Origin of the sequence: Streptomyces sp. AK08-02, from assembly GCF_033795085.1 — a bacterium.
GTDB lineage: Bacteria > Actinomycetota > Actinomycetes > Streptomycetales > Streptomycetaceae > Streptomyces > Streptomyces echiniscabiei.
This window is the reverse complement of the sequence record NZ_JARAZV010000016.1, coordinates 36,335-63,259: the sequence shown is the minus strand read 5'-3', so window position 1 is coordinate 63,259 and position 26,925 is coordinate 36,335. Positions and strand designations below refer to the sequence as shown.

Genomic DNA, 26,925 nt, shown 5'->3' with positions numbered 1-26,925 from the left:
GGTCGTCATGGCTCTGCTTCCTTCCTGTGGTTCCAGTCGCTCTGAGAACCGGTCGTTCTGCGGAAATGTGCGGCCCCCCGCAGCAGGTACGCGACCGACTTCGGGGGGCCGTACGGGAGTTACTTGGTGAGATGGTCCGGGCCGAAGGCCTGGGGCAGCATCTCCGAGAGGGGCAGCACGCCCGCCGGGGTCTCAAGCAGCAGGCCCGCGCCCCCGAACTCGTACAGCAGCTGCCGGCAGCGGCCGCACGGGACGAGGACGTCGCCCTTGCCGTCCACACACGTGAAGTGCGTGAGCCGGCCGCCGCCGGTGTTCTGCAGCTCCGAGACCAGACCGCACTCCGCGCACAGGCCGATGCCGTAGGAGGCGTTCTCGACGTTGCAGCCGGTGATCGTACGGCCGTCGTCGACCAGGGCCGCCACACCGACCGGGTAGCCGGAGTACGGGGCGTACGCCCGGGACATCGCGCCCCGCGCCGCCGCCCGGAGCGCGCCCCAGTCGACGCCCGTCACTTGCCCTGCCCCTTCCGGTAGCGCATGCCGTCCGCCTTGGGCATGCGCAGTCGCTGTGCGGACAGCGACAGCACCAGCAGCGTGACGACGTACGGGGTGGCGCCGACGAAGTCGCTCGGGACCTCGTCGGTGGTCAGGTACCAGACCAGGACCGCCACGGCCACGACGGCGCTGACCGCGCCCTGGACGAGTGCCTTCTTGTACAGCTTCCAGCCGGCCATCGCGATGAGCAGCACGAACAGCAGCAGGAGCAGCGCGTGGACGGTGTCGCCGCCGTTGCGCAGCTGCAGTGCGTCGGAGTAGCCGAACAGGCCGGCGCCCATGGCGAGACCGCCGGGCCGCCAGTTGCCGAAGATCATGGCGGCGAGACCGATGTAGCCGCGTCCGCCGGTCTGGCCCTCCAGGTAGGTGTGCGAGGTGACCAGCGCCAGGAAGGCGCCGCCGAGGCCGGCGAGACCGCCGGAGACGGCCACGGCCATGTACTTGTACTTGTAGACGTTGACGCCGAGGGACTCCGCGGCGATCGGGTTCTCGCCGCAGGAGCGCAGACGCAGCCCGAACGGGGTGCGCCACAGCAGCCACCAGCTGCCGACGAACAGCGCGATCACCAGGACCGTCACCACGGACAGGTCGGTGACCAGACCGCCGACGATGCCGGCGATGTCGGAGATCAGGAACCAGTGGTGGTTCTCGATGGAGTGCAGTCCGCTCGACAGACCCGGTACGTCGAAGCTGGGCAGCGAGTCCACGGGCGGGGACTGCTTGGGGTTGGCGCCCGCGTCGGCGGCCTTGCCCTCGGTGAAGAAGAGCTTGGCGAGGTACTGGGTGGTGCCCAGTGCGAGCAGGTTGATCGCGACACCGGAGACGATGTGGTCGACGCCGAAGGTGACGGTCGCGACCGCGTGCACCAGCCCGCCGATGACTCCGAAGCCGATGCCGCACAGCAGACCGAGCCAGGGGTTGGACTGCCAGCCGATCCAGCCGGCGCCGAAGGTGCCGAGGATCATCATGCCTTCGAGGCCGATGTTGACCACACCGGACCGCTCGGACCACAGACCGGCGAGGCCCGCGAGCCCGATCGGCACGGCGAGGCTGAGCGCGGCGGAGACCTGGCCCTCGGAGGTGAGCTGGTCGGAGCCGGAGATGACCCGGACCGCGGCGACGAGGAGCAGCGCGCCGGCGACGATCATCAGGATCTGGCCGACCGAACGGCCCGAACGGGGGGCGGCGCCGGCCGCCTTGGGTGCCGCGGGCGGCGGTGTGTCGGTCATCGTGGCAGTCATCACGCCACCTCCTGCTTCTGGGTCGGGGCCGCGGCCTGGGCGGCGAGTTCGGCGCCGACCCGCTGCTGCTGGCGCTTCAGGCCGTAGCGGCGTACGAGCTCGTAGGCGATGACGACGCACAGGACGATGACGCCCTGGATGACGCCGAGGATCTCCTTGTCGTAGCCCTCGAACTCAAGGTGGTTGGTGGTGCGCTCCAGGAAGCCCCACAGCAGCGCGCCCAGCGCGATGCCCACCGGGTTGTTGCGGCCGAGCAGCGCGATGGCGATGCCGGTGAAGCCGATGCCCACGGGGAAGTCGTTGCTGAACTGGTGGCTGTCGTTGAGCAGGGTCGGCATGCCGATGAGACCGGCCACCGCGCCCGAGATGACCATGCTGGTGGCGATCATCTTCTTCACGGACACACCGCTCGCGGCGGCGGCCGACTCGGACTGGCCGACGGTGCGCAGGTCGAAGCCGAACCGGGTGCGGCCGAGGACGAACCAGTACGCCACCCCGACGAGCACGGCGATGACGATGAAGCCCCACAGCTCGCCGGCCGCGCCGGTGTCGATCTGGAAGAAGTACGAGGACGAGGGCAGCGGCGTGGTGGAGACGACCGTGCCGCCGGCCTGGAGTTCGGCGAGCTTTCCGGGCTGGAGCAGGTAGGCGATGATCGCGGTGGCGATCGAGTTGAGCATGATCGTCGAGATGACCTCGCTGACCCCTCGGGTCACCTTGAGGATGCCCGCGATGGCCGCCCACAGGGCGCCGGTCGCCATCGCGCACAGGATGATCAGCGGGATGGAGATCCAGCCCGGCGTGGTCAGCGCGCCGCCGAGGACGGCGGCGACGAACGCGGCGATCCGGTACTGGCCGTCGACGCCGATGTTGAACAGGTTCATCCGGAAGCCGACGGCCACCGAGACGCCCGCCAGGTAGTACGTCGTCGCCTTGTTGAGGATGTAGACCTGGCTGTCGCTGGCGGTGCCGTAGGTCAGCATGTCGCTGAACGCGGCGCCCGGGTTCTTGCCGGTGGCGAGGATCACGAGGGTGGTGACGACGAGCGCCGCGACGATCGCGAGCAGCGGCGCCGCGAGGCCGAGGAGCAGCCGCTCCCTGTCGATGCGTTGGATCAGCTTCTTCATCGGGCGTCGTCCTCTGCGTGCTCCAGGTGGCCGGTGGCCGCACCCGTCATGGCGGAGCCCAGCTCCTCGGGGGTGATCGTGGCGGGGTCGGCGTCGGCGACCAGACGTCCGCGGTACATCACCCGCAGCGTGTCGGAGAGCCCGATCAGCTCGTCCAGGTCGGCGGAGATCAGCAACACGGCCAGGCCCTCGCGGCGGGCCTCCCGGATGTGGTCCCAGATCGCGGCCTGCGCGCCGACGTCCACACCGCGCGTGGGGTGGGCGGCGATGAGCAGCTTGGGCGCGTGGCTCATCTCGCGGCCGACGATCAGCTTCTGCTGGTTGCCGCCGGAGAGGGAGGCGGCGGTGACGTCGATACCGGGGGTGCGGACGTCGTACGCCTCGATGATGCGCTCGGTGTCGGTGCGGGCGCCCTTGATGTCGAGGAGCTGGCCGCGGGAGTTGGGCTTCTCGCTGACGTGGCCGAGGATGCGGTTCTCCCACAGCGGGGCTTCCAGGAGCAGGCCGTGGCGGTGGCGGTCCTCGGGGATGTAGCCGACGCCGGCCTCGCGGCGGCGACGGGTGGGGACGTGCGAGATGTCGGTGTCGTCGAGGGTGATGACGCCGGCGTCCGGGTCGCGGATGCCCATGATCGCCTCGACCAGTTCCGACTGGCCGTTGCCCTCCACGCCGGCGATGCCGAGGACCTCGCCCCTGTGGATGGTGAAGGTGATGTCGTCGAGGATGACGCGCTCGACGCCGTCCAGGTCGGTCTGGGCCAGGCGCAGTCCGTCCAGCTTCAGCAGCGCGACGTCGGTGACCGTCGACTCCTCGGTCTCCGGCGTGGGCAGTTCGCTGCCGACCATCAGCTCGGCGAGCTGCTTGGTGGTGGTGCCGGCCGGCTCGACCGTGCCGACGGTGGTGCCGCGGCGGATGACGGTGATCTCGTCGGCCACGGACAGGACTTCGCCCAGCTTGTGGGAGATGAAGATGACGGTGAGGCCCTCGGCCTTCATGCCGCGCAGGTTGTCGAAGAGGGCGTCGACCTCCTGCGGCACGAGGACGGCGGTGGGCTCGTCGAGGATGAGGGTCTTGGCGCCGCGGTAGAGGACCTTGAGGATCTCCACCCGCTGGCGGTCGGCGACGCCGAGTTCCTCCAGCAGGACGTCCGGGCGGACGTTCAGGCCGTAGGCGTCGGAGACCTCCTTGATCTTCGCGCGGGCCTTCCCGCTGATGCCGTACAGCTTCTCCGCGCCGAGGACGACGTTCTCGAGGACGGTGAGGTTGTCGGCCAGCATGAAGTGCTGGTGCACCATGCCGATGCCGCGGGCGATGGCGTCGGCGGGGTTACTGAAGGTGACCGTCTCGCCGTTCACCGTGATGGTGCCCTCGTCCGGCTGCTGCATGCCGTAGAGGATCTTCATCAGGGTGGACTTGCCGGCACCGTTCTCACCGCACAGGGCGTGCACGGTCCCGGTGCGGACGGTGATGTCGATGTCCTTGTTGGCGACGACGCCGGGGAATCGCTTGGTGATGCCGCGCAGTTCGACGGCAGCGGGAGGGCTGGACGCGTTGATGGCGCACTCTCCTCGGGGGAAAGGGGCTGCATAGGGGAGGCCAGGCGTCGGCGACGCTAGCGCGGCAACTCGATGCTACACGCGTAGAGTTGACACATTGTTATGGCTCGGCGAGAGGGTTGAGGTGCGCCGTCTCGCCGAGCCGGGGTTCCCGCGGGAACCGTCAGGTCAGACGGTGGTCTTGACCTTGATGGTGCCGTCGACGATCTTCGCCTTCGCGGCGTCCAGCTTGGCCTGGATGTCGTCGATGAAGCCACCGCTGGTGGCCAGGCCGACACCGCCCTTGGCGAGGGAGTAGACCTGGTTGCCGGTGAGCGGCTTGCCGTCCTTGACGGACTTGATGAAGTCGTAGACGCCGACGTCGACGTTCTTGACCATCGAGGTGAGGATCGACTCCTTGTACTTGCTCAGACCCTCGATGTTGTACTGGTCCGAGTCCACGCCGATGGCCCAGGCGCCCTTGACGCCGGAGACGGCCTCGATCGCGCCGTTGCCGGAGGAGCCGGCCGCGGAGTAGATCACGTCGGCGCCGCCGTCGAGCTGGCCGGACGCGGCCTCCTTGCCCTTGTCGGGGCTGGCGAAACCTGAGAAGTCCGAGCCGTGGGTCAGGTACTGGACGTCGACCTTGACCTTCGGGTTGGTGTCCTTGACGCCCTGGACGTAGCCCGCCTCGAACTTCTTGATCAGCGGGGTGTCCACACCGCCGATGAAGCCGACGTGGTCCTTCTTGGTCTTCAGCGCCGCGGCGACACCGGCCAGGTAGGAACCCTGCTCCTCGGTGAAGGTGATGCTGTCGACGTTCTTGGCGGTCGCGACCGCGTCGATGAGGCCGAAGCTGACCTTCGGGAACTTCGCGGCGACCTTGTCGACCGAGGTGGCGTAGGAGAAGCCGACGGCGACGATCGGGTTGTAACCCGCGCTGGCCAGGTCGGTCAGGCGCTGCTCGCGGTCGGCCTCGGTGTCGGAGCTCTTGGCGGTCAGTTCCTTGATGGAGCCGTTGAACTCCTTCTCGGCCTTGTCCGCGCCGCGCGCGGCGGAGTCGTTGAAGGAGCGGTCACCACGGCCGCCGATGTCGTAGGCGAGGCCGATCTTGAGGCTGCCCTTGCCGCTGTCCGACGACGAGGAGGACGGGCTGTCGTTCTCAGAGGAGGTGCTGCCACAGGCTGTGGCAGTCATTGCGAGAGCTGCGGTTGCGATACACGCAGCAGAAAGCTTGGCTACCCGGCGCACGGGAGGCTCCTTCACCTGACCTGAGCGCCATGTCGGCGCTTCGTGTGAGCACCATGCCAGTGCTCGGGCCCGGACGCCCCAGCGGCGTCGGCTTCGCGGCATCGTAACGCGCGTAGATGTCAGAAAATAACCCTCGCGGTAGCCGTTATCGATTCGAGGCAAACGCCGTCTGAACTCGTGCTCTTACGGCTTCGCGGACGATGGTTTCCGTAGGCGCACGATTGGCTTACAACCATGTTGCGCCAATCGACGGAGTGCCCCCCGAAGGCGCCGCCACCCGTTTCGGCGGTCCGCCGCGTCGATCAGCGCCGCGACCATGGACATCGCCACGCCGACCGTGATCGCATACTGGCCCACTGACCGAAGATTGACCGAAGCCGGGCGAAAATTGACCGCGTCCAGACAAAGGCAAAACTGGGCCCGTCCTACGTTCTGACCCATGCCCCCACAGCCACCGCCTCCCCCCTGGGCCGCCGCCACCCGCCCCGCCCACCCCACCCTCCCGGTGCTGCCCTACCGCAAGCCCACCAAGGGCCGCGACTACTGGGTCCTGGACGACGCCCTGCCCGGTGTGGACGCCGTGCGCGAGCGGTGTCTCGCCAAGGACGACTGGACGAAGGGCCACCCCTACACCTCGGAGAGCTGGCCCGGGCTGCGGGCCATGCCGGGTCTCGAACCGGCCGAGCTGGGGCGGATCGAGCGGCTGGTGCGGCAGGCGACCGGCGCGAAGGAACTCTGGGTGCAGAAGGCTCCCGGCGGCGGCACCCTCAACCACAACTGCGTCCAGGTGGTCGGCGAGGGGGAGAGCACGCCCCGCCCGCACACGGACTCACGGGCGCTGTGCCGGTACGCGGCCGTGCTCTACCTCAACCCGGGCGTCCCCAAGGACTGCGGCACCAGCTTCTTCCGCCAGTCCCTGCCCGGCGGGCGGCTCGGCGGCAACACGGTCCAGGCCCCGCACAACAACCTCGTCGAGGCGCTGGGCACCCGGTTCGTGGCCCCGGACGCCTTCGAGGAGGACGTACGCGTCCCGCACAGGTACAACCGTCTGCTCCTCTACAACGCCAACCTCGTGCACAGCGCGACCGGTTACTGCGGAACGACGCTGGAGGAGAAGCGGATGACGGCGGTGTTCTTCTGGATGGCGTGAGCCCTCTCCGACATCCGCGCCCCCTCAGTACGACGGCAGCCCCGGTCGCTCGGACCGGGGCTGCCGCTCTTCCTGCTTCTACCGCTCCCGCCTGCTACCGCTCCCGCGCGTCGAGCAGCGCGGCGGCGGTGAACAGTTCCACGCCGACCGTGATCGCGTGCTCGTCGGCGTCGAAGTCGCCCTGGTGCAGATCGCGCACCCCGCGCTCGCCCGGCCTGCGCACGCCGAGGCGGGCCATCGCGCCGGGCACGTGCTCCAGGTACCAGGAGAAGTCCTCGCCGCCGAGGCTCTGGGCGGTGTCCTCGACGGAGTGGGTGCCGCGCCGGGCGGTCATCGCGTCGCGCAGCAGCTCGGTGACGTCCGCGTCGTTGACGACGGGCGGCACGCCGCGTACATAGGTGATCTCGGACTTGGCCCGGTACAGGTTGGCGATCTCGTCGACGGCCGCGTGGACGAGGTCGGGGGCCTGGTGCCAGGTGTCGAGGTCGAGGCAGCGGACGGTCCCGGACAGCTCGGCGTGCTGCGGGATCACGTTGCAGGCGTGGCCCGACTCGATCCGGCCCCAGGTCACGGAGAGCCCGCTGCGGGCGTCGACGCGCCGGGACACGAGCGCGGGGACGTCGGTGGCGACCCGGGCGGCGGCGGTGACGAGGTCGGTGGTGAGGTGGGGGCGCGCGGTGTGGCCGCCGGCGCCGTCGAGCGAGATCTCCAGCCGGTCGCAGGCGGAGGTGATCGGCCCGTGCCGCAGCCCGATCCGCCCGGCGTCGACCCTCGGGTCGCAGTGCACGGCGATGATCCGGCCGACCCCGTCGAGCGCGCCGCACTCGATCGCGTCGGCGGCGCCGCCGGGCAGCACCTCCTCGGCGGGCTGGAAGATCAGCCGCACCGGCCTCGGCAGCAGGCCCTGCCGGTGCAGTTCGGCGAGGACGAGCCCGGCGCCGAGCACGACGGTGGTGTGCACGTCGTGGCCGCAGGCGTGGGCGCGGTCGGGCACGGTGGAGCGATACGCGCAGTCACTCTTCGTGTCCGGGATGGGGAGGGCGTCGATGTCGGCGCGCAGGGCGAGGACGGGCACAGGAGTGCCGTTGTCCTGTCCCTCGGGGCCTACGCCGATGTCGCCGATGTCACAGATGAGCCCGGTGCCGGTGGCGAGCACGCGCGGCTGGAGGCCGGCCTTCTCAAGCCGTGTCCTGATCGCGGCGGTGGTGCGGAACTCCTGGTTTCCGAGCTCCGGGTGCATGTGCATGTCGCGTCGGAACGCGACGAGCTCGGCGCGCAATCCCTCCGGCAGCGTGCCGGGAAGCGCGGCTTCCCCGGGCAGATCGGCCTCGGACTCTCGGGACATCATGTGGTTCACCCTCTGAAGGGTAGGACGCCCGGGCGGTCGAATGACCCACGATCAACAAAATTTCAACCTGTGAGGGGAGAAAAACTGACCGCCGGAGGCATACTCGCGAACTGGGATGGGTAAACTCGCCGGTCTTTCCCGGCAGCCACTTCTGTCTACCCCCGCCCACGATGCCACGCCGTACACCGCGTCGACGGAACTGTCCACGTACCGAAACGGCCACGGTCACGGGCATGAACACTGGCCCCCACTCGCCGTCGGGCACGTGAACGCGCCTTCCCGCGCTCCGCCCCCGGGTAACGTGCACCCCCGTGACCGCCCCGAACCAGTCGTCCGTGACGGACCTCATACAGACCGCCGTACCGGACCCGCCGGACTTCCTCCACGCCACCCGCGCGTCGTACGACGCCATGGCCACCGACTACACAGAGCGATACGCCGACCATCTGGCGGACCTTCCGCTGGACCGCGCCCTTCTCGCCGCCTTCGCCGAGCTGGTGCGGGCCCAGGGCTCCGCACCCGTCGCGGACATCGGCTCGGGCCCCGGGCACGTCTCCGCGAGACTGCACGCCCTCGGCGTACCGGTGTTCGGCGTGGACCTGTCCCCGCGCATGGTGGCGCTGGCCCGACAGGCCCACCCGGGGCTCCGGTTCCACGTCGGGTCGATGACATCGCTGGACCTCCCGGACGAGACCCTGGGCGGCATCCTGGCCCTCTACTCGATCATCCACATCCCGGACGCCGCGCTGCCCACGGTGTTCGCGGAGTTCCACCGCGTCCTGGCCCCCGGCGGCCATGTCCTGCTCGGCTTCCAGACGGGCCCCGACACCGGCCACCTCCACCTCACGGAACGCTTCGGCCACGAGATGTCGCTGGACTACTGGTTCCGCACCCCGGACACGGTCGCCGGACTCCTGACCAGGGCGGGCCTGACTCTGCACGCGCAAACGGTGCGCGAGCCGTACGAGGGGGAGACCCGGCTGCGCGCGTATCTGCTGGCACGCAAGCCGGAGTAGCCGCGACGGGTGGCCCGCATCATGGGCTGATGGCTCGTCTCCGCGACATCATCATCGACTCTGCCCACCCCGCCTCACTGGCCCGCTTCTGGGCCGCCGCGCTCGACGGGTACGCCGTCGCCCCGTACGACGAGGCGGAACTCGCCCGGCTGCGCGGGCTGGGGATCGACGGCCCGGAGGACGACCCGACGGTTCTTCTGGAGCCGCGGGACGGCGGGCCCCGGCTGTGGGTCCAGCTCGTCCCGGAGCCGAAGCGCGTCAAGAACCGGCTTCACCTGGATCTTTCGGCCCCCGACCTCGCCACCGAGGTCGCCCGGCTCACGGCGCTGGGCGCGACGCTCCTGGCTCGGTACGAGGGCCATCTCGTCCTGCTGGACCCGGAGGGCAACGAGTTCTGCGTGGTGGAGGGCGCCTGAGGACCCTCAAGGAGCGAGGTGGGACGAGGGGGCGGGTGCGGGGGCGGGCGTCAGCCCGTCGCCTTCGCTTCCTTCGCCGGGCGGCCCGAGTCCGTCGACACGCGCTGCACGTCCCGGGCCGAGCCGGTGACGCCCGACAGGAAGCCCTGGGCGCGCGGTGACGCGTTCGCGGTCAGCCAGGCCGGGTCGATGTCGCAGACGGCGACCTTCACGTCCGTGCCCGCCAGGGCCAGCGGCAGGGTGTGGACGACCGTCGAGGGGAAGCTGAGGATCGTACGGCCGATGGGGCCGCGGCGGGCGATCAGTTCGAGGGGGAGGTCCGGGCGGACCACCTCCAGGCCCGTGCAGGCCGCCAGGTCGTGAAGTTTCTCGGCGCTCTCGCGGCGGTGGGCGAAGTAGCGCGTCACGCCGTGGGCCTCGGCCAGGGCGCGGACCGCGTCGCGGTAGCGGTCGGCGTCGACCACTCCGGTCTCCACGAGCGACGTACCGACCATGTCCGCGCCCTCGGAGATGTGCGGGGGGCCGAAGCGGGAACGGGTCCAGGCGAAGTCGTTGTACGTGACCTCGACGCCCGCGGGGGTGTCCTCGATCGGCATCGAGGAGAAGATCTCGACCCGGCGCCTGCCACCCGGGGTCAGCCGGCGGCGGGCCTTCGACGACACCGGGATGAACAGCAGGTCCCGTGCTCCGGGACGCTGTGCCTTGCGGTGCCAGCGCACCAGGCGCTCACCGCGGGCGAGTTGGGAGACGAACTCCATGGTCGCCGTGCCGTCGTCGACGACGACGAGGTCACGGGCCTTGGTGATGTTGAGAAGCACCTGTACGTAGCGGGAGAACGGGTCCCCCATCACGATCCGCCGCGTCCTGCGCAACAGGGGGGCGAGGCCGCCGATCGTGCGGAAGGGCGCCGACGTACCGGCCCGCGCGTCCTCCCAGCGGACCTCGTGGCCCTCCTCGCGGGCGAGCTCTGCCATGCGGCGCAGCTGGCCACGGGTCATCGGGTCGACCGGGGAGAGGACGACCAGGGTCAGTCCGCCTCCGGCGGGTTCCCGGTGGATCGTCGGCCGGTTCTGACCCCTGCGCCAGCGACGCGACGCCTGTCCGGGGACCTTGCCGCCTTTGCGGGTGGAACCGGCGCGGGCGGAAACGACCGACGCCGGACCGCCGGCCCCCTCCGGGTTGGGCGCGTGCGCGTGCACGTGCGCCCATTCCAGCACGTTCAGGAGCTGGACCGGGCTCTCGACGAAGGCGAGAGTGTGGGGGCCGGTGGTACCGGCGCGTGGGCTCATCGACGTACGACCGTCGCTTCCGTGAGTACGGACTGGGGAATCCGCGTGGACGGAGTGGTCACCGGCTGGCGCCGGTGAAGCCGCTGAGTGGTGTGGATCAGGCGGTGACGGGCTCGCCCGCGGCAGCCGCGACCTCGGCGTCGGCGATGACGCCGGTGACGCGACGGAGCTTCTTCATCGGGCCGATCTCGGACTCGTAGACCTTCTTGACGCCGTCGCCGAGGGACTCGGAGATGGTGCGGATGTCACGGACGAGGCGGACGAGGCCCTGCGGCTCGACGGAGGCGGCCTGGTCGGAGCCCCACATCGCGCGGTCGAGGGTGATGTGACGCTCGACGAAGGTGGCACCGAGGGCGACCGCGGCCAGCGTGGTCTGCAGGCCCGTCTCGTGGCCGGAGTAGCCGATCGGGACGTTCGGGTACTCCTTCTCCAGCGTGTTGATCACGCGGAGGTTGAGCTCCTCGGCCTTCGCCGGGTACGTCGAGGTGGCGTGGCAGAGCAGGATGTTGTCGCTGCCCAGCACCTCGACGGCGTGACGGATCTGCTTCGGGGTGGACATACCCGTCGACAGGATGACCGTACGGCCGGTCGCGCGCAGGGCGACGAGCAGCTCGTCGTCCGTGAGGGACGCGGAGGCGACCTTGTGGGCCGGGACGTCGAACTTCTCCAGGAACGCGACGGCCTCGGTGTCCCACGGGGAGGCGAACCAGTCGATGCCGCGCTTCTTGGCGTGCTCGTCGATCTTGCGGTAGTCGTCCTCACCGAACTCCACGCGGTGGCGGTAGTCGATGTAGGTCATGCGGCCCCAGGGGGTGTCGCGCTCGATGTCCCACTGGTCGCGCGGGGTGCAGATCTCCGGGGTGCGCTTCTGGAACTTGACCGCGTCGCAGCCGGCTTCGGCGGCCACGTCGATCAGCTTGAAGGCGTTCTCAAGGTCACCGTTGTGGTTGATGCCGATCTCGCCGACGATGTAGACGGGCTGGCCGGGGCCGGCGGTCTTCGAACCGAACGAGCGCAAGCGGGTGGAGGTCATTCTGGGGGTTCCTTACTTCTTGTTGAGGGGGTCGAGAGAGGGGCCGAGGATCCAGCTGGCGATCTCTCGGATCGCGCCGTCGCCGCCGGGAACGGTGGTGACCGCGCGTGCGGCGCCGCGCACAACGTCGTGGGCGCTTGCGACCGCCACGGGCCAGCCCACAAGGGCGAAGCACGGGAGGTCGTTGACGTCGTTTCCGACGTAGAGCACGCGCTCCGGCGCGATGCCCTGCTCCTCGCACCACTGCTTCAGCGCGAGGTCTTTCCGGTCGATGCCGTGCAGCACGGGCAGCTGTAGCTTCCGTGCGCGGGCGGCGACGACCGGGTTCTGTTCCGAGGACAGGATCAGCAACTTGAGGCTGCTCTTGCGCAACGCTGCGATTCCGAGGCCGTCACCGCGGTGCACGGAGACGAACTCCCGTCCTTCGGAGTCGATCAGCACCCTGTCGTCTGTCTGGGTGCCGTCGAAGTCGAGTACGACCGCGTCGATGTCGTCGGCGGTCGGGAGGGCGCCGGGGCGTTCCGCGTCGAAGAGCGTCGCGAGGGCCCGGGCGCGGGCGAGGTCGTGCGGGTCGTCGATCTCCAGCACGCGGGCCGGGTCGGTGCGCACGGGTTCGGTGTGACCGAAGAAACGGTGCTTCGACTGGCGGAAACCCGTCGCGTCCATGGCGTAGACGGCGCCGGTCTCCAGGAGGTCCTGGGGTCGGTCCTGGCGGCGGGGCCGGAAGGACTTGTCGTGATTCACGCCATAGCCACCACCGCCGACGGTGACCGTCTCGGTGGCCACGGAGCCCGTGCCGCCCTCGGCGGCCGTGTGCTCGCCGGGCACCGGCTGCGGGTCGTCGGCGGCGTCGCGCCAGATGAAGCCGTGGAAGGGCGCGACGGTCAGCGCGCTGTCGGCGCCGTTGTGCACGACCGCGTTGACGACGCCGTCGACGTCCTCGCGGATGATGAACGGGCTGGTGCACTGCACGAGCAGGACCACGTCGACCTTGGCGCCGTGCAGCGTCTCGTGGGCGTCCATGGCGTGCAGGACGGCGGCCTCGGAGGTCGCGGTGTCACCGGCGATGGCGGCGGGGCGCAGCACGACCTCGGCACCGGCCTGGCGGGCGGCGGCGGCGATCGCCTGGTCGTCGGTGGAGACGACGACGTCCGTGACCAGCTTGGCCGCGAGGCACTCGCGCACCGCGCGGGCGACCAGCGGGACCCCGCCGACAGGCAGCAGGTTCTTCGCGGGCACGCCCTTGGAGCCCCCTCTGGCGGGGATCACTGCGAGCACGCGGGGCCGCGCGGTCGCTCGGCCCGCTTCCGGGTTGGACGCCGGGTTGGACATTGCCTGCACTCCTTGACGCTCTTCGCGTGTCTGACGGGGGATCCGATGGGTCACAGCTCCCCCATCCGCCGGATCACGGGCGCGACGCGCTGCACGCCGTGCCGGTAGGCGCCGCGGGCCGCGCGACGCACGATCTGCCGCACCGCTCCCGGCTCCTTGTCGGCGGCCGGCGCCCCGGGCAGCGGAACGCCGTCGGGGCCGAGGTGGTGCCGAGCGAGAATACCCGGCAAATATCCGGGAGCCGTCATCGGTGTGTAGTACGGGGCCAGGGGCGGAAGCTTCGAGGATCCCAGAAGTCGGTCGATCCTGTCGCGTGCGGCGTCGAAGGCCGTCTCGTACGAGCCATCCGCGGCGACCCCTTGGCGGGCCACCCACGACTCATCAGGAACAGGCTGGTGACCGGCGTCGAGCTGCTCCCAGGAGGCGAGGCAGCCGCTGCCCACGAAGTGGTGGTTGCCGAGTGCCTCGCGCACTCCCAGGTCGCTCAGCACGACGGTCGGGATGCTGCGGTGCAGGGACTCCAGGGCGGCCGTGGAGCTGATGGTGACCAGCAGGTCCGTGCGGTCCAGGACCTCGCCCATGTGCCCGTAGACGAGCTTGAAGTTCGGCGGAAGGTCGGCGCGCTGGGCCAGTTTCTGGTAGGGCAGTTCCTCGATGTGCGTGGTGTGCTCGCCGGGCTTGGAGCGCAGCTTGAGAAGCACCTCGCGCTCGGGGTGCAGCTTCGCGTGCTGCACGAGCCGGTCGAGGAGATACGTACGGTCCTTGCGGCTCTCCGGGACGGAGGGCTGAGCGGCGAACACCACCGTGTAGGGGTGACCATGCTCACCTGTGTAAGTCGCGCCACCCAGGAACGGGAGTGCGATCTCGGTCACAGAGGACGAATCGGCGCCCACTCCGTCGTACACGGCCCTGAAACGGTCGGCGTCCTGGCGGGAGTTCGCGAGGACCAGATCGGCGCCGTGGCGCAGCAGGAGGCCGTCGGCGAGCTTTTCGTACACGACCCCGACATAGCCGGTGACGACGACGGGGCGCAGGGCCGTGTCGTCCCACACCTGTGCCAGGCCGTGCAGCATCGCCTGGACGCCACCGCCGACCAGGGCGAGCACGAGGATGTCGTACGGCTCCTCCTGGTCCATGGCCCGCAGGAACTCCAGGGCGGTCACCTCGCGCAGCGAGTCCGCCTTGACGCCGACCTCCTGGAGCTGGCGGGCGGTGGGGGTGGCCCTGCCTCTGAGGAGGTAGCCGTCAAGATGAATGTCGGAATTATCAGGAGAAATACGGCTGGCTGTGAGCGCACCCCATTTCCACCGAGTGTCGGAATCGGCGAGGACGGCGACCCTCATGGGGCTCGTGGTACTGGCTGGCACGCCCAAGACCTTAAGCCGACATGGGGGGCTTCCGCCGAATCCGGGGGCAACAAAGGGTTAACAAAGGGTCGCGTCGGCTTGAATCAAGACGTCAAACGTGCAGAAACCCCCTTGATTCACCGGTCGGACACATGTAGTTCACCCGACATCAAACCCCGGGTAAAGTGAGACCACCGGAGAGGCTCTAACCTCGGACTCGTGGTCAAGCTCTCCGTCATCGTGCCGTTCTACAACGTGCAGCAATACGCGCCCGACACTCTGAAGAGCCTGCGTGCCAACGCGCGCGAGGACTTCGAGTTCATCCTCGTCGACGACTGTTCGCGCGACGAGACTCCGGACATCCTCGCGCGCGCAGAGCGCGAGCTGCCGGGCGCCGTGCTGGTCAGCCACGAGAAGAACGGAGGCCTGGCCACCGCCCGCAACACCGGTATCGACAAAGCGCGTGGCGAATACCTCACGTTCCTCGACGGCGACGACTGGCTCGCTCCCGACTATTTCCCCCAACTTCTCGCCGCTATTGAGGAGTTGGGCTGCGATTTCGTTCGTACGGACCATGTCCAGTGCACCGGTCGGGCACGCGCGATCCATCGGGTCCCGCACGGCCGGCGCGGGGTCGTGATGTCGCCGCGGGACGCGATCCTGCCCACCGACCGCACCACCTCCGTCGACTACGCCTACGCCTGGGCAGGCATCTACCACCGCCGGCTCGTCGACCGCGGCATCCTGCACTTCACCGACGGGCTGCGTACGGCGGAGGACCGGCCGTGGATCTGGAAGCTGCACCGGGAGGCCGAGTCGTTCGCCGCCGTGGGGCTGCTCGGCGTCTTCTACCGGCGTGGCGTCGCCTCCTCGCTCACCCAAATCGGTGATGTTCGCCAACTCGACTTCATCCGGGCCTTCGACCAGGTCATCGAGGAGACGGCCCGGGACCCCGAGGCGGATAGGCTGCTGCCGAAAGCTGTGCGCACCTACTGCGCGATCATGGCTCATCATCTCGGAGCGATCGAGAGGTTCGAACCGGCCGTGGCCCGAAAACTGCGCTCGCTGAGCGCCGCCGCGCTGAAGCGGATGCCGCAGGACGTCCTCGCGGAGGCCATCGACTCGATGGACGTCCAGCGGGCCAACCGACTGCGGAAGGTACGGCGCAGGCCCGTCTCCGCGTCCGCCGGGACGGTGTCCGTCTGATGTCCGCCAGTCCTCAGACCGTCAGCGGCAAGGCCCGTACCACTCAGATCTTCTGTGCGTCGACGCTCTACGGCGCCGCGACGCTGGCCGCCGCCCTCGACGCCGGCCTCTTCGGACCGGCCGACCGAAGGCTGCTGCTGATCACCAACAACGCCGCCAACCCCGAGATCACGCCCGGGGTCGACGCGATGTCCGGCTTCGACCGGGTGAGCGGGCGGTTCGACGAGGTCCTGTCGTGGAACGAGACGATCGCCCCGTTCCACCCCAGCGGCTGGGGCCCGCGCGCCGACGACGTCCCCCTGTGGGAGCGGCATCTGCGGCTGCTGTGGAACCTCGGTGACGACAACATCGAGCTGGCCGTCGAGTCCGTGCAGGTCAACCCGGCCCTCGCGCTGTGCCAGCTGTTCACCGGCGCCCCCGTCGACGTCTATGCGGACGGCCTCATAAGTTACGGCCCCACGCGCGACAAGATCGACGCGCTGGTCGGGACCCGTATCGGGCGCCTGCTCCACCTCGACCTCGTCCCGGGCCTCACCCCGCTGCTGCTCACCGAGTTCGGCGTGCCCGCCGAACTCGTGCCGTCCGAGGCGTTCCTGAAGGTGCTGGGCGAACTCGCCGAGGCCGCGGACGAGACGGAGACCTGGGCGGCTCCCCCGAAGGGACAGCCCGCGCTGCTCCTCGGCCAGTACCTCTCCGCGCTCGGCATCCTCACCCCGCACGAGGAGGAGGAACTGCATCTGCGCATGGTGCGCGGCGCGGTGAAGGCCGGGCACCTCTCGCTCCTCTTCAAGCCGCACCCGACCGCGCCCACGGCCTGGTCGCGGTCCCTGGAGACGGAGGCGAAGAAGCTCGGCGCCGAACTCACCGTCCTGGACCGGCCCGTGCTCGCCGAGGTCCTCTTCCAGCGGCTGCGCCCCGCGCTGGTCGTCGGCTGCTTCTCGACCGGCCTGTTCACGGCGGCCGGCCTGTACGGCATCCCGGTCGCCCGGGTCGGCACGGACACCGTGCTGGAGAAGATCACGCCGTACCAGAACAGCAACCGCGTGCCCCTGACCATCGTGGACATGCTGCTGCCGGACCTCGCGGACGCCAAGGCCGTCAAGAAGTGGTCGATGCCGTCGGACAAGCAGGTCGGAAAGAACCTGGCCGGGCTTCTCAAGGCGATCGGCTTCTGTATGCAGCCCCGGATCTACTCGCGGCTGCGCCCGGAGGCGGAGAGCTACCTCTCCAAGCACCTCACCGAGCAGACCTGGCGCTACTTCAAGCGCCGCCGTCTGACCTCACTGGCGCTGCCCGGCGCCCTGCCGTCCCAGCTGTCGTTCATCCCGCGCAACGCGACCGTGCGCAGGATCGCGCGCCGGGCGCGGGCGCTGAGCAAAACGGTGAAGCGGTGACAACGGGCACCGCGGAGATCTAATCTGCCAAACGCGTCGTCCCCCGGTTCGTTCGTATACGGACGGGTGGCGACGCGTTGGCGTCCGCGTGCATCCATCCGCGTCCGTCGTACGTCAATGAGCTGACCGGTTGTTCATCCGTGAGAGTTCTGTGCTACCTCTTTGGGTTGCTCCTGGCTCTCCTGGCTGCCGTCGCTGAGCCAGCTTCTCCTCGTTCCGAGTTCCCGCTGCGAAAGGCCACTCGATGACCGCGGCCGACCAGACCATGGCCCCTCCGCTACCGGCCCCGCCGCCGGGCCCGCGGTCGGGGAGTGCCGAACCGGCCGTGCCGCCCTCCGCCGAGGGAGCCAAGCCCCGCCGCCCGGCCAGTCGGCTGAAGGCGCTGGACGGGCTGCGGCTGCTGGCCGCGCTGATGGTCTGCATGTACCACTTCGCCGGTAAGAACGGCCAGGTCGCCGAGTCCTGGCACCAGTCGCCCGGTGTGATGTTCCCGACCCTGTCCCGGTTCGCCACCTACGGCAGCCTCGGGGTGCAGTTCTTCTTCATCATCAGTGGCTTCGTGATCTGCATGAGCAGCTGGGGCAAGACGCTGGGCGACTTCTTCCGCTCGCGCATCGCCCGTCTCTACCCGGCGTACTGGGTCGCGATCGTCATGGTGACCGCCGCCTCGTTCCTGATGCCGGTGGTCGTTCACCATGTGCGCGGCGACGAGTTCCTGGTCAACCTCACGATGATGCAGCAGCCGCTGGGCGTGCCGCGCGTCCTGGGCGTGTGCTGGACGCTGTGGGTGGAGCTCAAGTTCTACGTGCTGTTCGCCCTGTTCGTAGTCTGGAAGGGCGTCACCTACCGCCGGGTGGTGACCTTCTGCATCCTGTGGACCCTGGCCGGCGCCTTCGCCCGGGTCGCGGACAACCCGCTGATCTCCGAACTGACCTTCCGCGACCACGCCCCCTTCTTCATCGGCGGCCTGGCCCTCTACCTGATCCACCGGTACGGCAGCGACATGCTCCTGTGGGGCATCGTCGGTATGTCGTTCCTGCTGGGCCAGCGCTACTCGGTGACGGCGCTGTGGCACCCGGGCGCGCAGGGCGACTTCGTCCGCAACCCGTTCGTCATCCAGGCCATCGTGCTGATCGCCTTCGCGTCCGTCGCGGTGGTGGCGCTGGGCTGGACGAGCTGGGCGAACTGGAACTGGCTGACGCTCGCGGGCGCGCTGACGTACCCCTTCTACCTGATCCACGAGCACCTGGGCTGGTTCTTCATCCGCGTCCTGCACCGCGGCTGGGGTCTCGACCCGTACCTGACGATCCTCGCGTCGGTGGCGTGCCTGCTGACGCTGGCCTATCTGATGCACAGGTTCATCGAGAAGCCGTTCGGCTCCCGGTTGAAGCGGACGATGACACTTCAGTCGAAGCAGCTGGGCGAGAAGCTGAAGCGGGCGTAGCGGCGCCCCTGCCGAGATCGCGAACGTGAGAAGGACCCGGGGTCGGAATCCGACCCCGGGTCCTTCTCACGTTCCTCGTGCCTGTTCCGTGTGCCTGTTCCGTCAGGACCGTGCGGCCCTGACCCTCTTCACGACCTTGCGGACCGTCGGGTTGCGCCGCAGCGTCTCCGCGCGGACCGTGCTGCCGCCGGGGAGGCGGAGGCTGGTCAGGCGGCGGCGCTTGAAGTAGTGGGCGTTCTCCGACAGGTGGACCGACAGCCAGGCGGCGACCTCTTCGCGCAGCTGCGGGTGCTTACGGGACTGCATGCAGTACCCGACCGCCTTCACCAGCGGCGACAGCCGCTCGACGAGCCCGGGGTCGTCGGACGGGGTGCCGATGGCGGACGCGAGGTCGCGTTCGGCGTCGGGCAGAGCCGCGTCGATGATGGTGAGCGGGATGCGGTTGCTGTTCTCGTACGGCGTGATGGCGTCGAGGAGCGAGTCCGTGCCGACCCGGGCGACCGGGATGCCGTAGAAGGTCGCGGCGGTCATCAGCGCGGTGGAGAAGCAACCGATGACGAGCTGCGGCTTCAGGTACGCGAACACCGTCTCGGCGAGCACCGGTTCGTTCAGCACGCTCAGGTGCACGCCGAGCTCCGTGGCGGCGCTCTGCAGGGACGTGGAGTACGCGGCCGGGGCGCTCGGGTGCGGCTTGAACAGGACGGCCGTGTGGCCGGCCTTCGCGGCGGCCCGGAGCATCCGGACGTGCAGCTCCTCCTCTTCCTCCTGGGTGATGAGGTTGATGGCGGACAGGTACTGGCCGAGGAGCACGGCCGTCGGACGGTTCTCGACCGGGATGCGGGCGGCCAGGATGTCGGCGCCCTGCTCCCCGATCTCGTTGAGCACGCCGACGATCGGCTCGTTGGGGATCGGCACCGGTTCCACGCCGTACTCGGCGAGGAGCAGGGGCCGAAGGCCCGGTATGAGGTCGAGGTGCAGCACACGGGCGATGCGGCTGCTCATGCCGTGCGGGACGCGGTTGCGGGTGGGGCCGTAGCTCATCAGGCCGTCCGCGTACACGTGGATCGGGCTGTCGGCGAAGATCTCGGCGACCGCCCGGGAGGGGTTCGCCTGGATCGACTCGCAGGCGATCTCGACGGGCTCGTCACCGAGGTCCCAGGCCAGGCGTACGGCCTTCTCCCACATGATGGCGTCCTGCGCGCGGGGGGACCAGCCGGCCGGGTGGTGCGGGGAGATGAACTCGTTCCACGAGCGCACCTCGTCGAACTCGGGCCGCAGCTTCTCGAAGCCGGACATCCGGTCGAGGGGGGTGCCCACCTCAGGGATGGCGGCCGTGTTGCTGACGACCAGGATGCGGCGGTGGTCCTCGCGCGGGCCGAAGAGCCCGGCGCGGATCGCGGCCGTTACGGTCGCCGCGGCGTACTGCGTCGCCGAGAAGAAGATCTGGATCATGCCGCGATTCCCTTCATACCGCCGCGCACGCGCCGCAGCAGGTGTACACGCTGCTCGCCCATCCCGATGAGGGCGGCCTGCAGCTCGTCCTCGGACATCTTGTTCAGGGCGTCGGCGCTCATCTGCCGCAGCTTGGCGGCGGTGGGCCGGTCGAACCGGCTGCGCTGGAGGAGCTGGTGCGCGATGACGACGCAGTAGTTGCGCAGCGCCTTCTTGCGCAGCAGCCCGACCTCGGGGTCGTTCGCCAGTTCGGCGAGTACGAGGTCGAAGGACCGGAAGAAGTCCAGCTGGCGGACGTCGCCGATCTGGGTGAGCGAGGTGGTGACCCCCCGGCGGTAGAAGACGCCGCGCAGGCTGGCGGCCACGTAGGAGTCGGCCCTGCGGTGCAGGTCCCAGATCCAGGGGCGGTCCTCGGCGGTCTTGAGGCCGTCGTGGAAGCGCAGCATGCCCTTGTCGAGGAGGCGGCGGTGGTAGACGCCGGCCCAGGCGTAGGGGTAGTCGACCATCGTGGTGTCGTCGACCGGGAGGATCGAGGTGCGCGGGTCGAGCGGGATGTTCCGCCGGCCCTCGGGGGCCCGGTGGACGGCCCGCTCGATGCCGTTGACCTGGACGTGGTCGGTGCGTACGAAGTCGACGTCGTGGCGCTGGATGACGTCCACGAGGTCCTTGAGATAGCCCGGGGCCAGCCAGTCGTCACCGTCGAGGAAGGTGAGGTAGGTGCCTTCGGCCGCGTCGATGCCGGTGTTGCGGGCGGTGGCGAGGCCACCGTTCTGCTCGTGCTGGATCACCCTGCCGTGCTTCAGCCGCTTCGTCAGCTCCAGCAACGCCTCGTAGGTCTTGTCCTTCGTCGAGCGGTCCTCGATGAAGATGAACTCGAAGTCGTCCTGGTCGTTGTTGACGAGACTCGTCACTGTGTCCGAGACGTAGGTCTCGATGTTGTAACAAGGGACGATAACGGACAGTATCGGGGGACGATTGGTCACGCGCACACCTGGGCTCTCTCAGCTGCAGATTCCGCGACAGTAAGAGGTATTCGGCACCGCGTGTCAACTCGAACGTGACCGGACGGTGCTCGATGGATGAGGACCGGGCCGAACTCCCAGCGCATCACGACGAATTGCCGTACGTCATCGCGTACGTCGTCCCGATTCCTGCGAGCACCAGCTCCAGCCCTTCCTCGAACTGTCGGTCGTAGTTCTGGAAGACCTCGGTGCCGGCCGCGGCCGACAGGGGAAAGTCTGCCATCCTCCGGGGGCGCTCCTCGACGTCGTGCCCCTCCCAGCGCTCGCCGGGTATGCCGTTCGGCTAGGAGCCGGCCAGCGACAGTTTCACGGCGAAGCCGATGAACAGCGCACCCGCCGCCGAGGTCGCCGCCGCCGACAGTCGCCGACGGCGCCGGAAGGCGGCGGCCAGCCTGGTCCCGCCGAATATCAGCACGGTGAGACAGAGGAAGCTGGCGAGCTGGGCGAAGGCGCCGAGGACGACGAAGGAGACGGCCGGGTAGGCGTATCCGGGGTCGACGAACTGCACGAAGAAGGCGACGAAGAAGAGGATCGCCTTCGGGTTGAAGAGGCTGATGACGAGGGCACGGCGATAGGGCCGCTCGTCGGCACCGGCAGGCGCTTCCTGGGCCTCGGCCTCGTCCCGCCGCGTGCGCCACATGCCCCAGGCGGCGCGCAGCATGCCGATCGCGAGCCACATCAGATAGCCGGCGCCCGCGAATTTCACGATCCCGAAGAGCAGGGCGTTCGTCTGGAGCAGCGAGGCCACCCCGGCCGCCGAGAGGGTCATCAGCACGGTGTCCCCGCACCAGACGCCCGCTGCGGCCGTGTATCCGACGCGGACGCCCCGACGGGCGGCGGTTATGCCGAGCACGGGGGGAGTGTCGCACGGGGGTACGACACTCCCAAGGTCAGCCGTCGAGGAGGGTGTCCACGGAGAGTTCGACGCGAACGCCGACCGACTCGGGAACCGGCACGCTCTGGCCCCGCTTGAAGCGCTGCGGGTCGGGATACTTGCCGTCGACCGGGTCTGCGTAGAGGAGCACCTCGCCGTGCTTGCGGTCAGCGACGAGGTAGGCGGGGATGCCTGCCTGGGCGTAGCACTCGACCTTGACATAGAGGTCGTCGGACCAGTTGGAGGAGGTCACTTCGACCACGAGACGGAAGACGTTCGGGGCGTAGTAGTTCTTCGTGACGTGGGCCTCGCGGAAGTCCTCGTCGACGACGGAGAAGTCAGGGATCGCGAAGTCCTCGGGCAGCGCGGGCAGCCAGAGGCCCACACCCTGAACATATTCATGCCCGGCAGCGACGATGCCTGCCAGATCGAAAGCCCTCCCCAGCTTCGTCAAAGACAGCGCGTGCGAGCCGTCCGGCGGTGGTGTCACAGTGAGCCTCCCCTGGAGAATCTCCACGCGGTGCCCAGGCAGTGCACGGGAGAGCTGGTCGGCGGCTTCGCCCAACGTCAGCTCGTGTTGCAGTACGGCCACGGCATCCTCCTTTTCAGGGCTCACACTTCACGAGAGTAACCGGGGGCGTGCACTTTCCCCTTCCGATCACCCATTCGGATGAAATGCCCAGCTCAGTGGGCATCGGAGGGCGCGGCGGGACTGCACAGCGGTTCGACGGGTAGTCCCGACGCCGATTCACACGTCATGGTGTGTGTCTCGGCGTAACTTGCTTGGGGGTCAGGTGATGAGCTTCGGGGGGTCCGGCTTGCGTACTACGGGCATGCGAAAGGTGATGTTCGCCGTTCTCACGGCTCTCGCCGTGGGCGGCTGCACTGTGCAGACCACCGACCCGGACGGCGACCCGCGGCAGCCCGTGCACATCCAGGTCTCGCACCCGCCCGACGACAAACCCGGCGCCGCGGCCACACCGGCGCCCATACCCACGCCCGCACCCACGCCCAAGAAGGCGGACCCCGCTCCCTCCCCGCCCGCCCCCGTTCTCTGGTCGCGCGGGGACACCGGGCGGGACGTGCGTGAGCTGCAGGCGCGACTGCACCAGGTCGCCTGGCTCTACGACGGGCCGACCGGGTCGTACGACGATCTGACGGAGAACGCCGTCAGGGGTTTCCAGGGCAAGCGCGGGCTGCCGCGCACCGGGAAGACCGACACCGTCACCTGGCAGCGGCTGTTGCGCATGACACACGAGCCCGGCCAGTGGGAGCTGTATCTGACCGGCGGGCAGCCGGCCGCCTATCCCGACCCGCGCTGCCTCAGGGGCCGGGTGCTGTGCATCAGCAAGACGAGCCGGACGCTGCGCTGGATGATCGACGGCCGGACCGTCTCGACGGTGGCCGTGCGGTTCGGCAGCCAGTACACGCCGACCCGGGAAGGCGTCTTCAGCGTCTACTGGAAGTCGCGGCACCACGTGTCGACGCTCTACGACTCCCCGATGCCCTACGCGATGTTCTTCAGCGGCGGCCAGGCCGTCCACTACTCCGCCGACTTCGCGGCCCGCGGTTACGGCGGCGCCTCGCACGGCTGCGTCAACGTCCGGGACGAGACGGCCATCGCCGCGATCTTCGCCGAGGTGAGCACCGGCGACAAGGTCGTCATCTACTGGTGAGCCGGCGGCGGCGAGGGGATGTTCGGGGCGCGGACGGGACCGGGGGAACGTGTCCCGCCCGCGCCAGGTGCACGAGCCGAAGATACGGGGGGAACCCCCGGCTCTGTGCGAGGAACCGATGACCAGTCGGCTCACTGTCTACTGCGCCGACGGCGCCGAAAACGTCACACCTGGCCCCGGGAGCAGACGGGGCCGGGGGTGGTCAGGTGGCCGTCGGCCGCGGCAGGACGCCGTACGAGGGGGCGGCGGCCGGGGCCGGGGCGTCCTGGGGTCTGGGCGATCCGAGCGCGAAGGACGTCGGTGTGGGCGTCGGTCTCGTCGCGGCCCGCCCGCCGTGGCTGCCGCCGTTTCCGCTGCCGTTTCCGTTGCCGTTTCCGTGACCGTTGCCGTGGCCGTTTCCACCACCGCCGGCGTTGCCGTTGCCGCCGTTCCCCTGGCCGCCGTTGTCACCGGCGCCGTTCTGGTCGCCCCCGGCGTCGGTGTCTCCCCTGCCCGCCCCGGTACCCGTGTCGGCGTTCGGGTGGACGGCCGGATCGTCCTTCAGCGCGTCCTCGCAGTAGCGCGACACCTTCTTGGCGCCCTTGGCCGCCTTCTCCAGGGCCCGTCTGCGCTCCGCCTCCAGCTTCTTGCCGCTGCGCAGGTCGCGGCAGGACGTGGCGAGTCCGCCCCGCCAGCCGCCGGGCAGGCTCATGTCGGAGCGGGACCCCTGGCCCCCGTCGGCCGGGCCCTTCCTGCTCTCCCCGGGCGCCGGGGAGCCCTTGCCGAAGGAGCCTCCGGGCGTGCCGTCGGGTCTGGGCAACGGGAAGCTCCTGCCCCGGCTGCCGTCCGGCGAGGGCGAGGCCCGCATGGGGTCGCGCGACTCCGCGGCCGAGACGGTGGCGGTCGGGCGGCCGGGCCCGTCGCCGCGGAACGGGTTCGGCAGGACGCCGACGCCTGCGGCCATCGCGACCGAGCCGGCCATGCCGGCGGCCAGCGCGGCACTGATCCCCAGACGCAGCGGGCGGCCCCAGCGGGCCGCGCGGACGCCCCTTCGCGTCGAGGCGCCGGAACGCCCGGACCCTCCCACCCGTACGAGGCCCATGTCCGAGCCCATGTCCGACGCGGGCGGCGTGACGGTCGCGGGTGCGACGGCGGTGAGGTCCGGGGCCGGGCGCGCCTTGCGGAACGCGGCCAGGGCGGCGGCCTCGCCGGGGAGTTCGGCACCACTCAGCGGGGGGTCCACGGAGAGCGCGCCCAGGGTCTTGGCGAGCAGCTCCGCCTGGTCGCGGGCCTCGGGGCCCGCGGACGTCAGTGAAGCGTCCAGTGGCTCCCCGCTCAGCAGGCGTTCCGCCGCAGCGCGGTCCAGCCACCTGTACTGGTCGTCGTCGGCCATCACATGTCCTTCTGCGTCCGCGAACGCGTATGCGTCACACCGGCCGACGTCACCGCACGTCCGTGCGGTTCCCGTGGGGGCGGCAGCGCGTCGAGCGCGGCGGTCGCGTCCGGGTCCGCCCCCAGCAACTCCGCGAGCCGCCGCAGACCGCGGTGCGCCGCCGTGCGTACGGCTCCGGGGCGCTTGCCGAGGGTCTCGGCGGCGGTCTTGGCGTCGAGGCCGACGACCACCCGCAGGACGACGGCCTCGGCCTGGTCCTGCGGCAGCTGGGCGATGAGGGACAGGGTGCTGTCGGTGGCCAGCGACTCCATGGCCTCGCCGGCCGTGTCGGAGTCGGCGGCCCGGCCGGACAGCTCGGTCTCGTCGCCACCTATGGCGGGGCGGCGTCCGCGCATCCGTATGTGGTCGAGGGCACGGTTACGGGCTATCCGCGCGGCCCAGCCCCGGAACCGGTCCGCGTCCCCGCTGAAGCGGTCCAGGTCACGGGCGATCTGCAGCCAGGCCTCGGACGCCACGTCCTCGGCGTCGGGGTCGCCGACCAGCGTCCGCACGTATCCGAGCAGCCGTGGGTGCACCGCGCGGTACACAGTCCGGAAGGCGGTCTCGTCCCCGGTCTGTGCCGAAAGCACCGCGGTGGTCAGCTCCGCGTCGTCCCCCTGCACCACACCTCTTCGCGCCTGAACCCACACCGCTCTCGCGGGGTGGTTCTCGCCGTCGTGGTTCTCCTGAATGGCTGCGGTTCCAGGCCTCGGTGGACGTGGGTGCCCGACGACCACAGCCTGTAGCGAAAGGCACGTTACGGCGTGAAAGCGCTCCTCGTCCATGTCCGTACAACGTGCAACTAACTCGTGACGGAGTGACGGTGTGACAGAAACCGCACGCGCGGCGCTGTAGGAGATACGGGCCGCCGCGCGGCCCGTGCCGCGCGACGGCCGGGGCCTCTCCTGTGGGGGGTGGCGGCTCCGGCCGTCTCCGTGGTCCAAGGGCTCCGGCCCGGGCCTTCGCCCGGTTCCGTGACCAGCGCGGCCCGGTGAGTGGTGCCTCGCGTTCACGGACCCCTTCACGGCTCCTCACCGTACGTACGTAGAGGAATACGTACTTTCACCGATGGATTCGGGACTGCCCTTTGCGACTGTGGTGACGCCATTGGCCGCAGGCAGGTCGCCGCTCAGGGGGAAGACGTGGGGTTGTCCCAGACAGGTAGACGCACTCGTGCGGCGACATGGGGTTCGGGCATGGTGCTCGTCCTCGGCCTCGGCTCACTGGCCGGGTGCGGCGGCGGGGACGGGAAGGCGTCCGCCGATGACGGAGGTACGCCGACGGCGGCCGCCGAACCGGCGAACGGGCCGGGCGACTACCGTGCGCCGGACGATCTCTGCCCGAATATCGACTTCGGCCCGCTGACCGCCGCCGTCGCACCGGCGGACGGTCCGACGAAGGGGCAGGAGACCGGCTCCGAACCGGCGGAGGGCAGCGGCGCGGCCTGCCTGCAGGGCTTCAGGACGGCCGGGGCGAAGGCGGATGGCCGTTCCACCGTCTACTGCACCGCGTGGAAGGACGTGGCCACCGCGATCGGACAGTACGAGCACGGGCTGTCCTCGGCGTCGAAGGGGGCCGAGGGCCCGGTGGTGCGGGTACCGGGTCTTGGCGGCGGGGCCTTCCGCTACGAGAGCGTCGAGGAGGCCGCGGTGTTCCGTAGCGACCTCCGGCTGGTGGTCCGGGACAGCAACCTGGAGTGCGACGTCCAGGTGCAGAGCCTGACCGTTCTGACGGATCAGCAGGTCACCGCGGCCTGGCCGGCCATGGCGGAGACCGTCCGGGCGCTGCTGCCCAAGCTGCGTTCCTGA

The 26,925-nt window shown here is 69.7% G+C and carries 24 protein-coding genes and 1 pseudogene; 8 read left to right on the top strand and 17 right to left on the bottom strand.

The window, feature by feature from the left end; translation table 11 throughout:
* Window positions 1–119: 119 nt before the first annotated feature.
* From PV734_RS31270 to PV734_RS31250, 5 genes are all read right to left on the bottom strand, one after another.
* Window positions 120–512, bottom strand: a complete 393-nt coding sequence (locus PV734_RS31270) for a cytidine deaminase (RefSeq protein WP_319092368.1) — start codon at window positions 510–512, stop codon at window positions 120–122.
* Window positions 509–1,795 carry an ABC transporter permease gene (locus PV734_RS31265; protein ID WP_319092369.1) on the bottom strand — a complete coding sequence of 429 codons (1,287 nt, stop codon included), beginning with the start codon at window positions 1,793–1,795 and terminating at the stop codon, window positions 509–511. The genes PV734_RS31270 and PV734_RS31265 overlap by 4 nt, the downstream gene beginning before the upstream one ends.
* The gene (locus PV734_RS31260) at window positions 1,795–2,922 is read right to left on the bottom strand and encodes an ABC transporter permease (protein ID WP_319092370.1); all 1,128 of its coding nucleotides are present in this window, start codon (window positions 2,920–2,922) and stop codon (window positions 1,795–1,797) included. Before PV734_RS31260 ends, PV734_RS31265 begins: the two co-directional genes overlap by 1 nt.
* A complete protein-coding gene (locus PV734_RS31255) occupies window positions 2,919–4,445 on the bottom strand; it encodes an ABC transporter ATP-binding protein (RefSeq protein ID WP_319092605.1) in 1,527 nt (508 codons plus the stop codon). The genes PV734_RS31260 and PV734_RS31255 overlap by 4 nt, the downstream gene beginning before the upstream one ends.
* Window positions 4,446–4,646: 201 nt before the next feature.
* Window positions 4,647–5,708, bottom strand: coding sequence for a BMP family ABC transporter substrate-binding protein (locus PV734_RS31250; protein WP_319092371.1), 1,062 nt, complete (start codon window positions 5,706–5,708; stop codon window positions 4,647–4,649).
* A 439-nt stretch (window positions 5,709–6,147) separates the two neighbouring features.
* Here PV734_RS31250 and PV734_RS31245 point away from each other — a divergent pair, with 439 nt between their 5' ends.
* Window positions 6,148–6,858 carry a DUF6445 family protein gene (locus tag PV734_RS31245; protein WP_319092372.1) on the top strand — a complete coding sequence of 237 codons (711 nt, stop codon included), beginning with the start codon at window positions 6,148–6,150 and terminating at the stop codon, window positions 6,856–6,858.
* 94 nt (window positions 6,859–6,952) lie between these two features.
* Here the strand turns inward: PV734_RS31245 and PV734_RS31240 are convergent, their stop codons facing one another.
* Window positions 6,953–8,203: an amidohydrolase gene (locus PV734_RS31240; RefSeq protein WP_319293215.1), complete on the bottom strand. Its 1,251-nt coding sequence runs from the start codon at window positions 8,201–8,203 to the stop codon at window positions 6,953–6,955.
* 314 nt (window positions 8,204–8,517) lie between these two features.
* Between PV734_RS31240 and PV734_RS31235 the strand changes: the two genes are divergently transcribed.
* Both PV734_RS31235 and PV734_RS31230 read left to right on the top strand, forming a co-directional pair.
* Complete coding sequence (locus PV734_RS31235) at window positions 8,518–9,222, top strand: class I SAM-dependent methyltransferase (protein WP_319092373.1); 705 nt, start codon at window positions 8,518–8,520, stop codon at window positions 9,220–9,222.
* 29 nt (window positions 9,223–9,251) lie between these two features.
* Complete coding sequence (locus tag PV734_RS31230) at window positions 9,252–9,638, top strand: VOC family protein (RefSeq protein ID WP_319293020.1); 387 nt, start codon at window positions 9,252–9,254, stop codon at window positions 9,636–9,638.
* Between the two features lie 50 nt (window positions 9,639–9,688).
* Here PV734_RS31230 and PV734_RS31225 read toward each other — a convergent pair whose 3' ends face one another.
* The 4 genes from PV734_RS31225 to PV734_RS31210 all read right to left on the bottom strand — a co-directional run bounded on the left by PV734_RS31225 (window position 9,689) and on the right by PV734_RS31210 (window position 14,659).
* Window positions 9,689–10,927 carry a hypothetical protein gene (locus tag PV734_RS31225; RefSeq protein ID WP_319092375.1) on the bottom strand — a complete coding sequence of 413 codons (1,239 nt, stop codon included), beginning with the start codon at window positions 10,925–10,927 and terminating at the stop codon, window positions 9,689–9,691.
* Between the two features lie 97 nt (window positions 10,928–11,024).
* Window positions 11,025–11,960 (bottom strand): N-acetylneuraminate synthase family protein, encoded by a 936-nt coding sequence (locus tag PV734_RS31220; RefSeq protein WP_319092376.1) that lies wholly within the window; start codon window positions 11,958–11,960, stop codon window positions 11,025–11,027.
* Between the two features lie 12 nt (window positions 11,961–11,972).
* Complete coding sequence (locus PV734_RS31215) at window positions 11,973–13,292, bottom strand: acylneuraminate cytidylyltransferase (protein ID WP_319092377.1); 1,320 nt, start codon at window positions 13,290–13,292, stop codon at window positions 11,973–11,975.
* Window positions 13,293–13,342: 50 nt separating this feature from the next.
* Complete coding sequence (locus PV734_RS31210) at window positions 13,343–14,659, bottom strand: DUF6716 putative glycosyltransferase (protein WP_319092378.1); 1,317 nt, start codon at window positions 14,657–14,659, stop codon at window positions 13,343–13,345.
* 198 nt (window positions 14,660–14,857) lie between these two features.
* On the opposite strand from PV734_RS31210, the gene PV734_RS31205 reads away from it, so the two are divergent.
* The 3 genes from PV734_RS31205 to PV734_RS31195 all read left to right on the top strand — a co-directional run bounded on the left by PV734_RS31205 (window position 14,858) and on the right by PV734_RS31195 (window position 18,682).
* Complete coding sequence (locus tag PV734_RS31205) at window positions 14,858–15,844, top strand: glycosyltransferase family 2 protein (protein ID WP_319092379.1); 987 nt, start codon at window positions 14,858–14,860, stop codon at window positions 15,842–15,844.
* Window positions 15,844–17,238 carry an alpha-2,8-polysialyltransferase family protein gene (locus PV734_RS31200; protein ID WP_319293018.1) on the top strand — a complete coding sequence of 465 codons (1,395 nt, stop codon included), beginning with the start codon at window positions 15,844–15,846 and terminating at the stop codon, window positions 17,236–17,238. Before PV734_RS31205 ends, PV734_RS31200 begins: the two co-directional genes overlap by 1 nt.
* Before the next feature lie 244 nt (window positions 17,239–17,482).
* Window positions 17,483–18,682 carry an acyltransferase gene (locus PV734_RS31195; RefSeq protein ID WP_319092381.1) on the top strand — a complete coding sequence of 400 codons (1,200 nt, stop codon included), beginning with the start codon at window positions 17,483–17,485 and terminating at the stop codon, window positions 18,680–18,682.
* Between the two features lie 102 nt (window positions 18,683–18,784).
* On the opposite strand, the gene PV734_RS31190 is transcribed toward PV734_RS31195, so the two are convergent.
* The 5 genes and pseudogenes from PV734_RS31190 to PV734_RS31170 form a co-directional block, all read right to left on the bottom strand.
* Window positions 18,785–20,134 (bottom strand): polysialyltransferase family glycosyltransferase, encoded by a 1,350-nt coding sequence (locus PV734_RS31190; protein ID WP_319092382.1) that lies wholly within the window; start codon window positions 20,132–20,134, stop codon window positions 18,785–18,787.
* Window positions 20,131–21,117: a glycosyltransferase family 2 protein gene (locus tag PV734_RS31185; RefSeq protein WP_319092383.1), complete on the bottom strand. Its 987-nt coding sequence runs from the start codon at window positions 21,115–21,117 to the stop codon at window positions 20,131–20,133. The genes PV734_RS31190 and PV734_RS31185 overlap by 4 nt, the downstream gene beginning before the upstream one ends.
* A gap of 124 nt (window positions 21,118–21,241) precedes the next feature.
* Entirely contained in the window at window positions 21,242–21,430 is a 189-nt protein-coding gene (locus tag PV734_RS31180; RefSeq protein ID WP_415924301.1) for a TetR/AcrR family transcriptional regulator C-terminal domain-containing protein, read from the bottom strand.
* Window positions 21,431–21,439: 9 nt separating this feature from the next.
* Window positions 21,440–21,994, bottom strand: a pseudogene (gene leuE / locus PV734_RS31175) (leucine efflux protein LeuE); the annotation flags it as partial.
* A 52-nt stretch (window positions 21,995–22,046) separates the two neighbouring features.
* Window positions 22,047–22,622 carry a Uma2 family endonuclease gene (locus tag PV734_RS31170; RefSeq protein ID WP_319293014.1) on the bottom strand — a complete coding sequence of 192 codons (576 nt, stop codon included), beginning with the start codon at window positions 22,620–22,622 and terminating at the stop codon, window positions 22,047–22,049.
* A 241-nt stretch (window positions 22,623–22,863) separates the two neighbouring features.
* On the opposite strand from PV734_RS31170, the gene PV734_RS31165 reads away from it, so the two are divergent.
* The gene (locus PV734_RS31165; protein ID WP_319092386.1) at window positions 22,864–23,706 is read left to right on the top strand and encodes a L,D-transpeptidase family protein; all 843 of its coding nucleotides are present in this window, start codon (window positions 22,864–22,866) and stop codon (window positions 23,704–23,706) included.
* A gap of 202 nt (window positions 23,707–23,908) precedes the next feature.
* On the opposite strand, the gene PV734_RS31160 is transcribed toward PV734_RS31165, so the two are convergent.
* Together PV734_RS31160 and PV734_RS31155 are read right to left on the bottom strand one after the other, a co-directional pair.
* Window positions 23,909–25,078, bottom strand: a complete 1,170-nt coding sequence (locus tag PV734_RS31160; RefSeq protein WP_319293012.1) for a hypothetical protein — start codon at window positions 25,076–25,078, stop codon at window positions 23,909–23,911.
* On the bottom strand, window positions 25,078–25,740 hold the full coding sequence (locus tag PV734_RS31155) for an RNA polymerase sigma factor (RefSeq protein ID WP_319092388.1): 663 nt from the start codon (window positions 25,738–25,740) through the stop codon (window positions 25,078–25,080). The genes PV734_RS31160 and PV734_RS31155 overlap by 1 nt, the downstream gene beginning before the upstream one ends.
* 573 nt (window positions 25,741–26,313) lie before the next feature.
* Between PV734_RS31155 and PV734_RS31150 the strand changes: the two genes are divergently transcribed.
* A complete protein-coding gene (locus PV734_RS31150) occupies window positions 26,314–26,925 on the top strand; it encodes a hypothetical protein (protein WP_319092389.1) in 612 nt (203 codons plus the stop codon).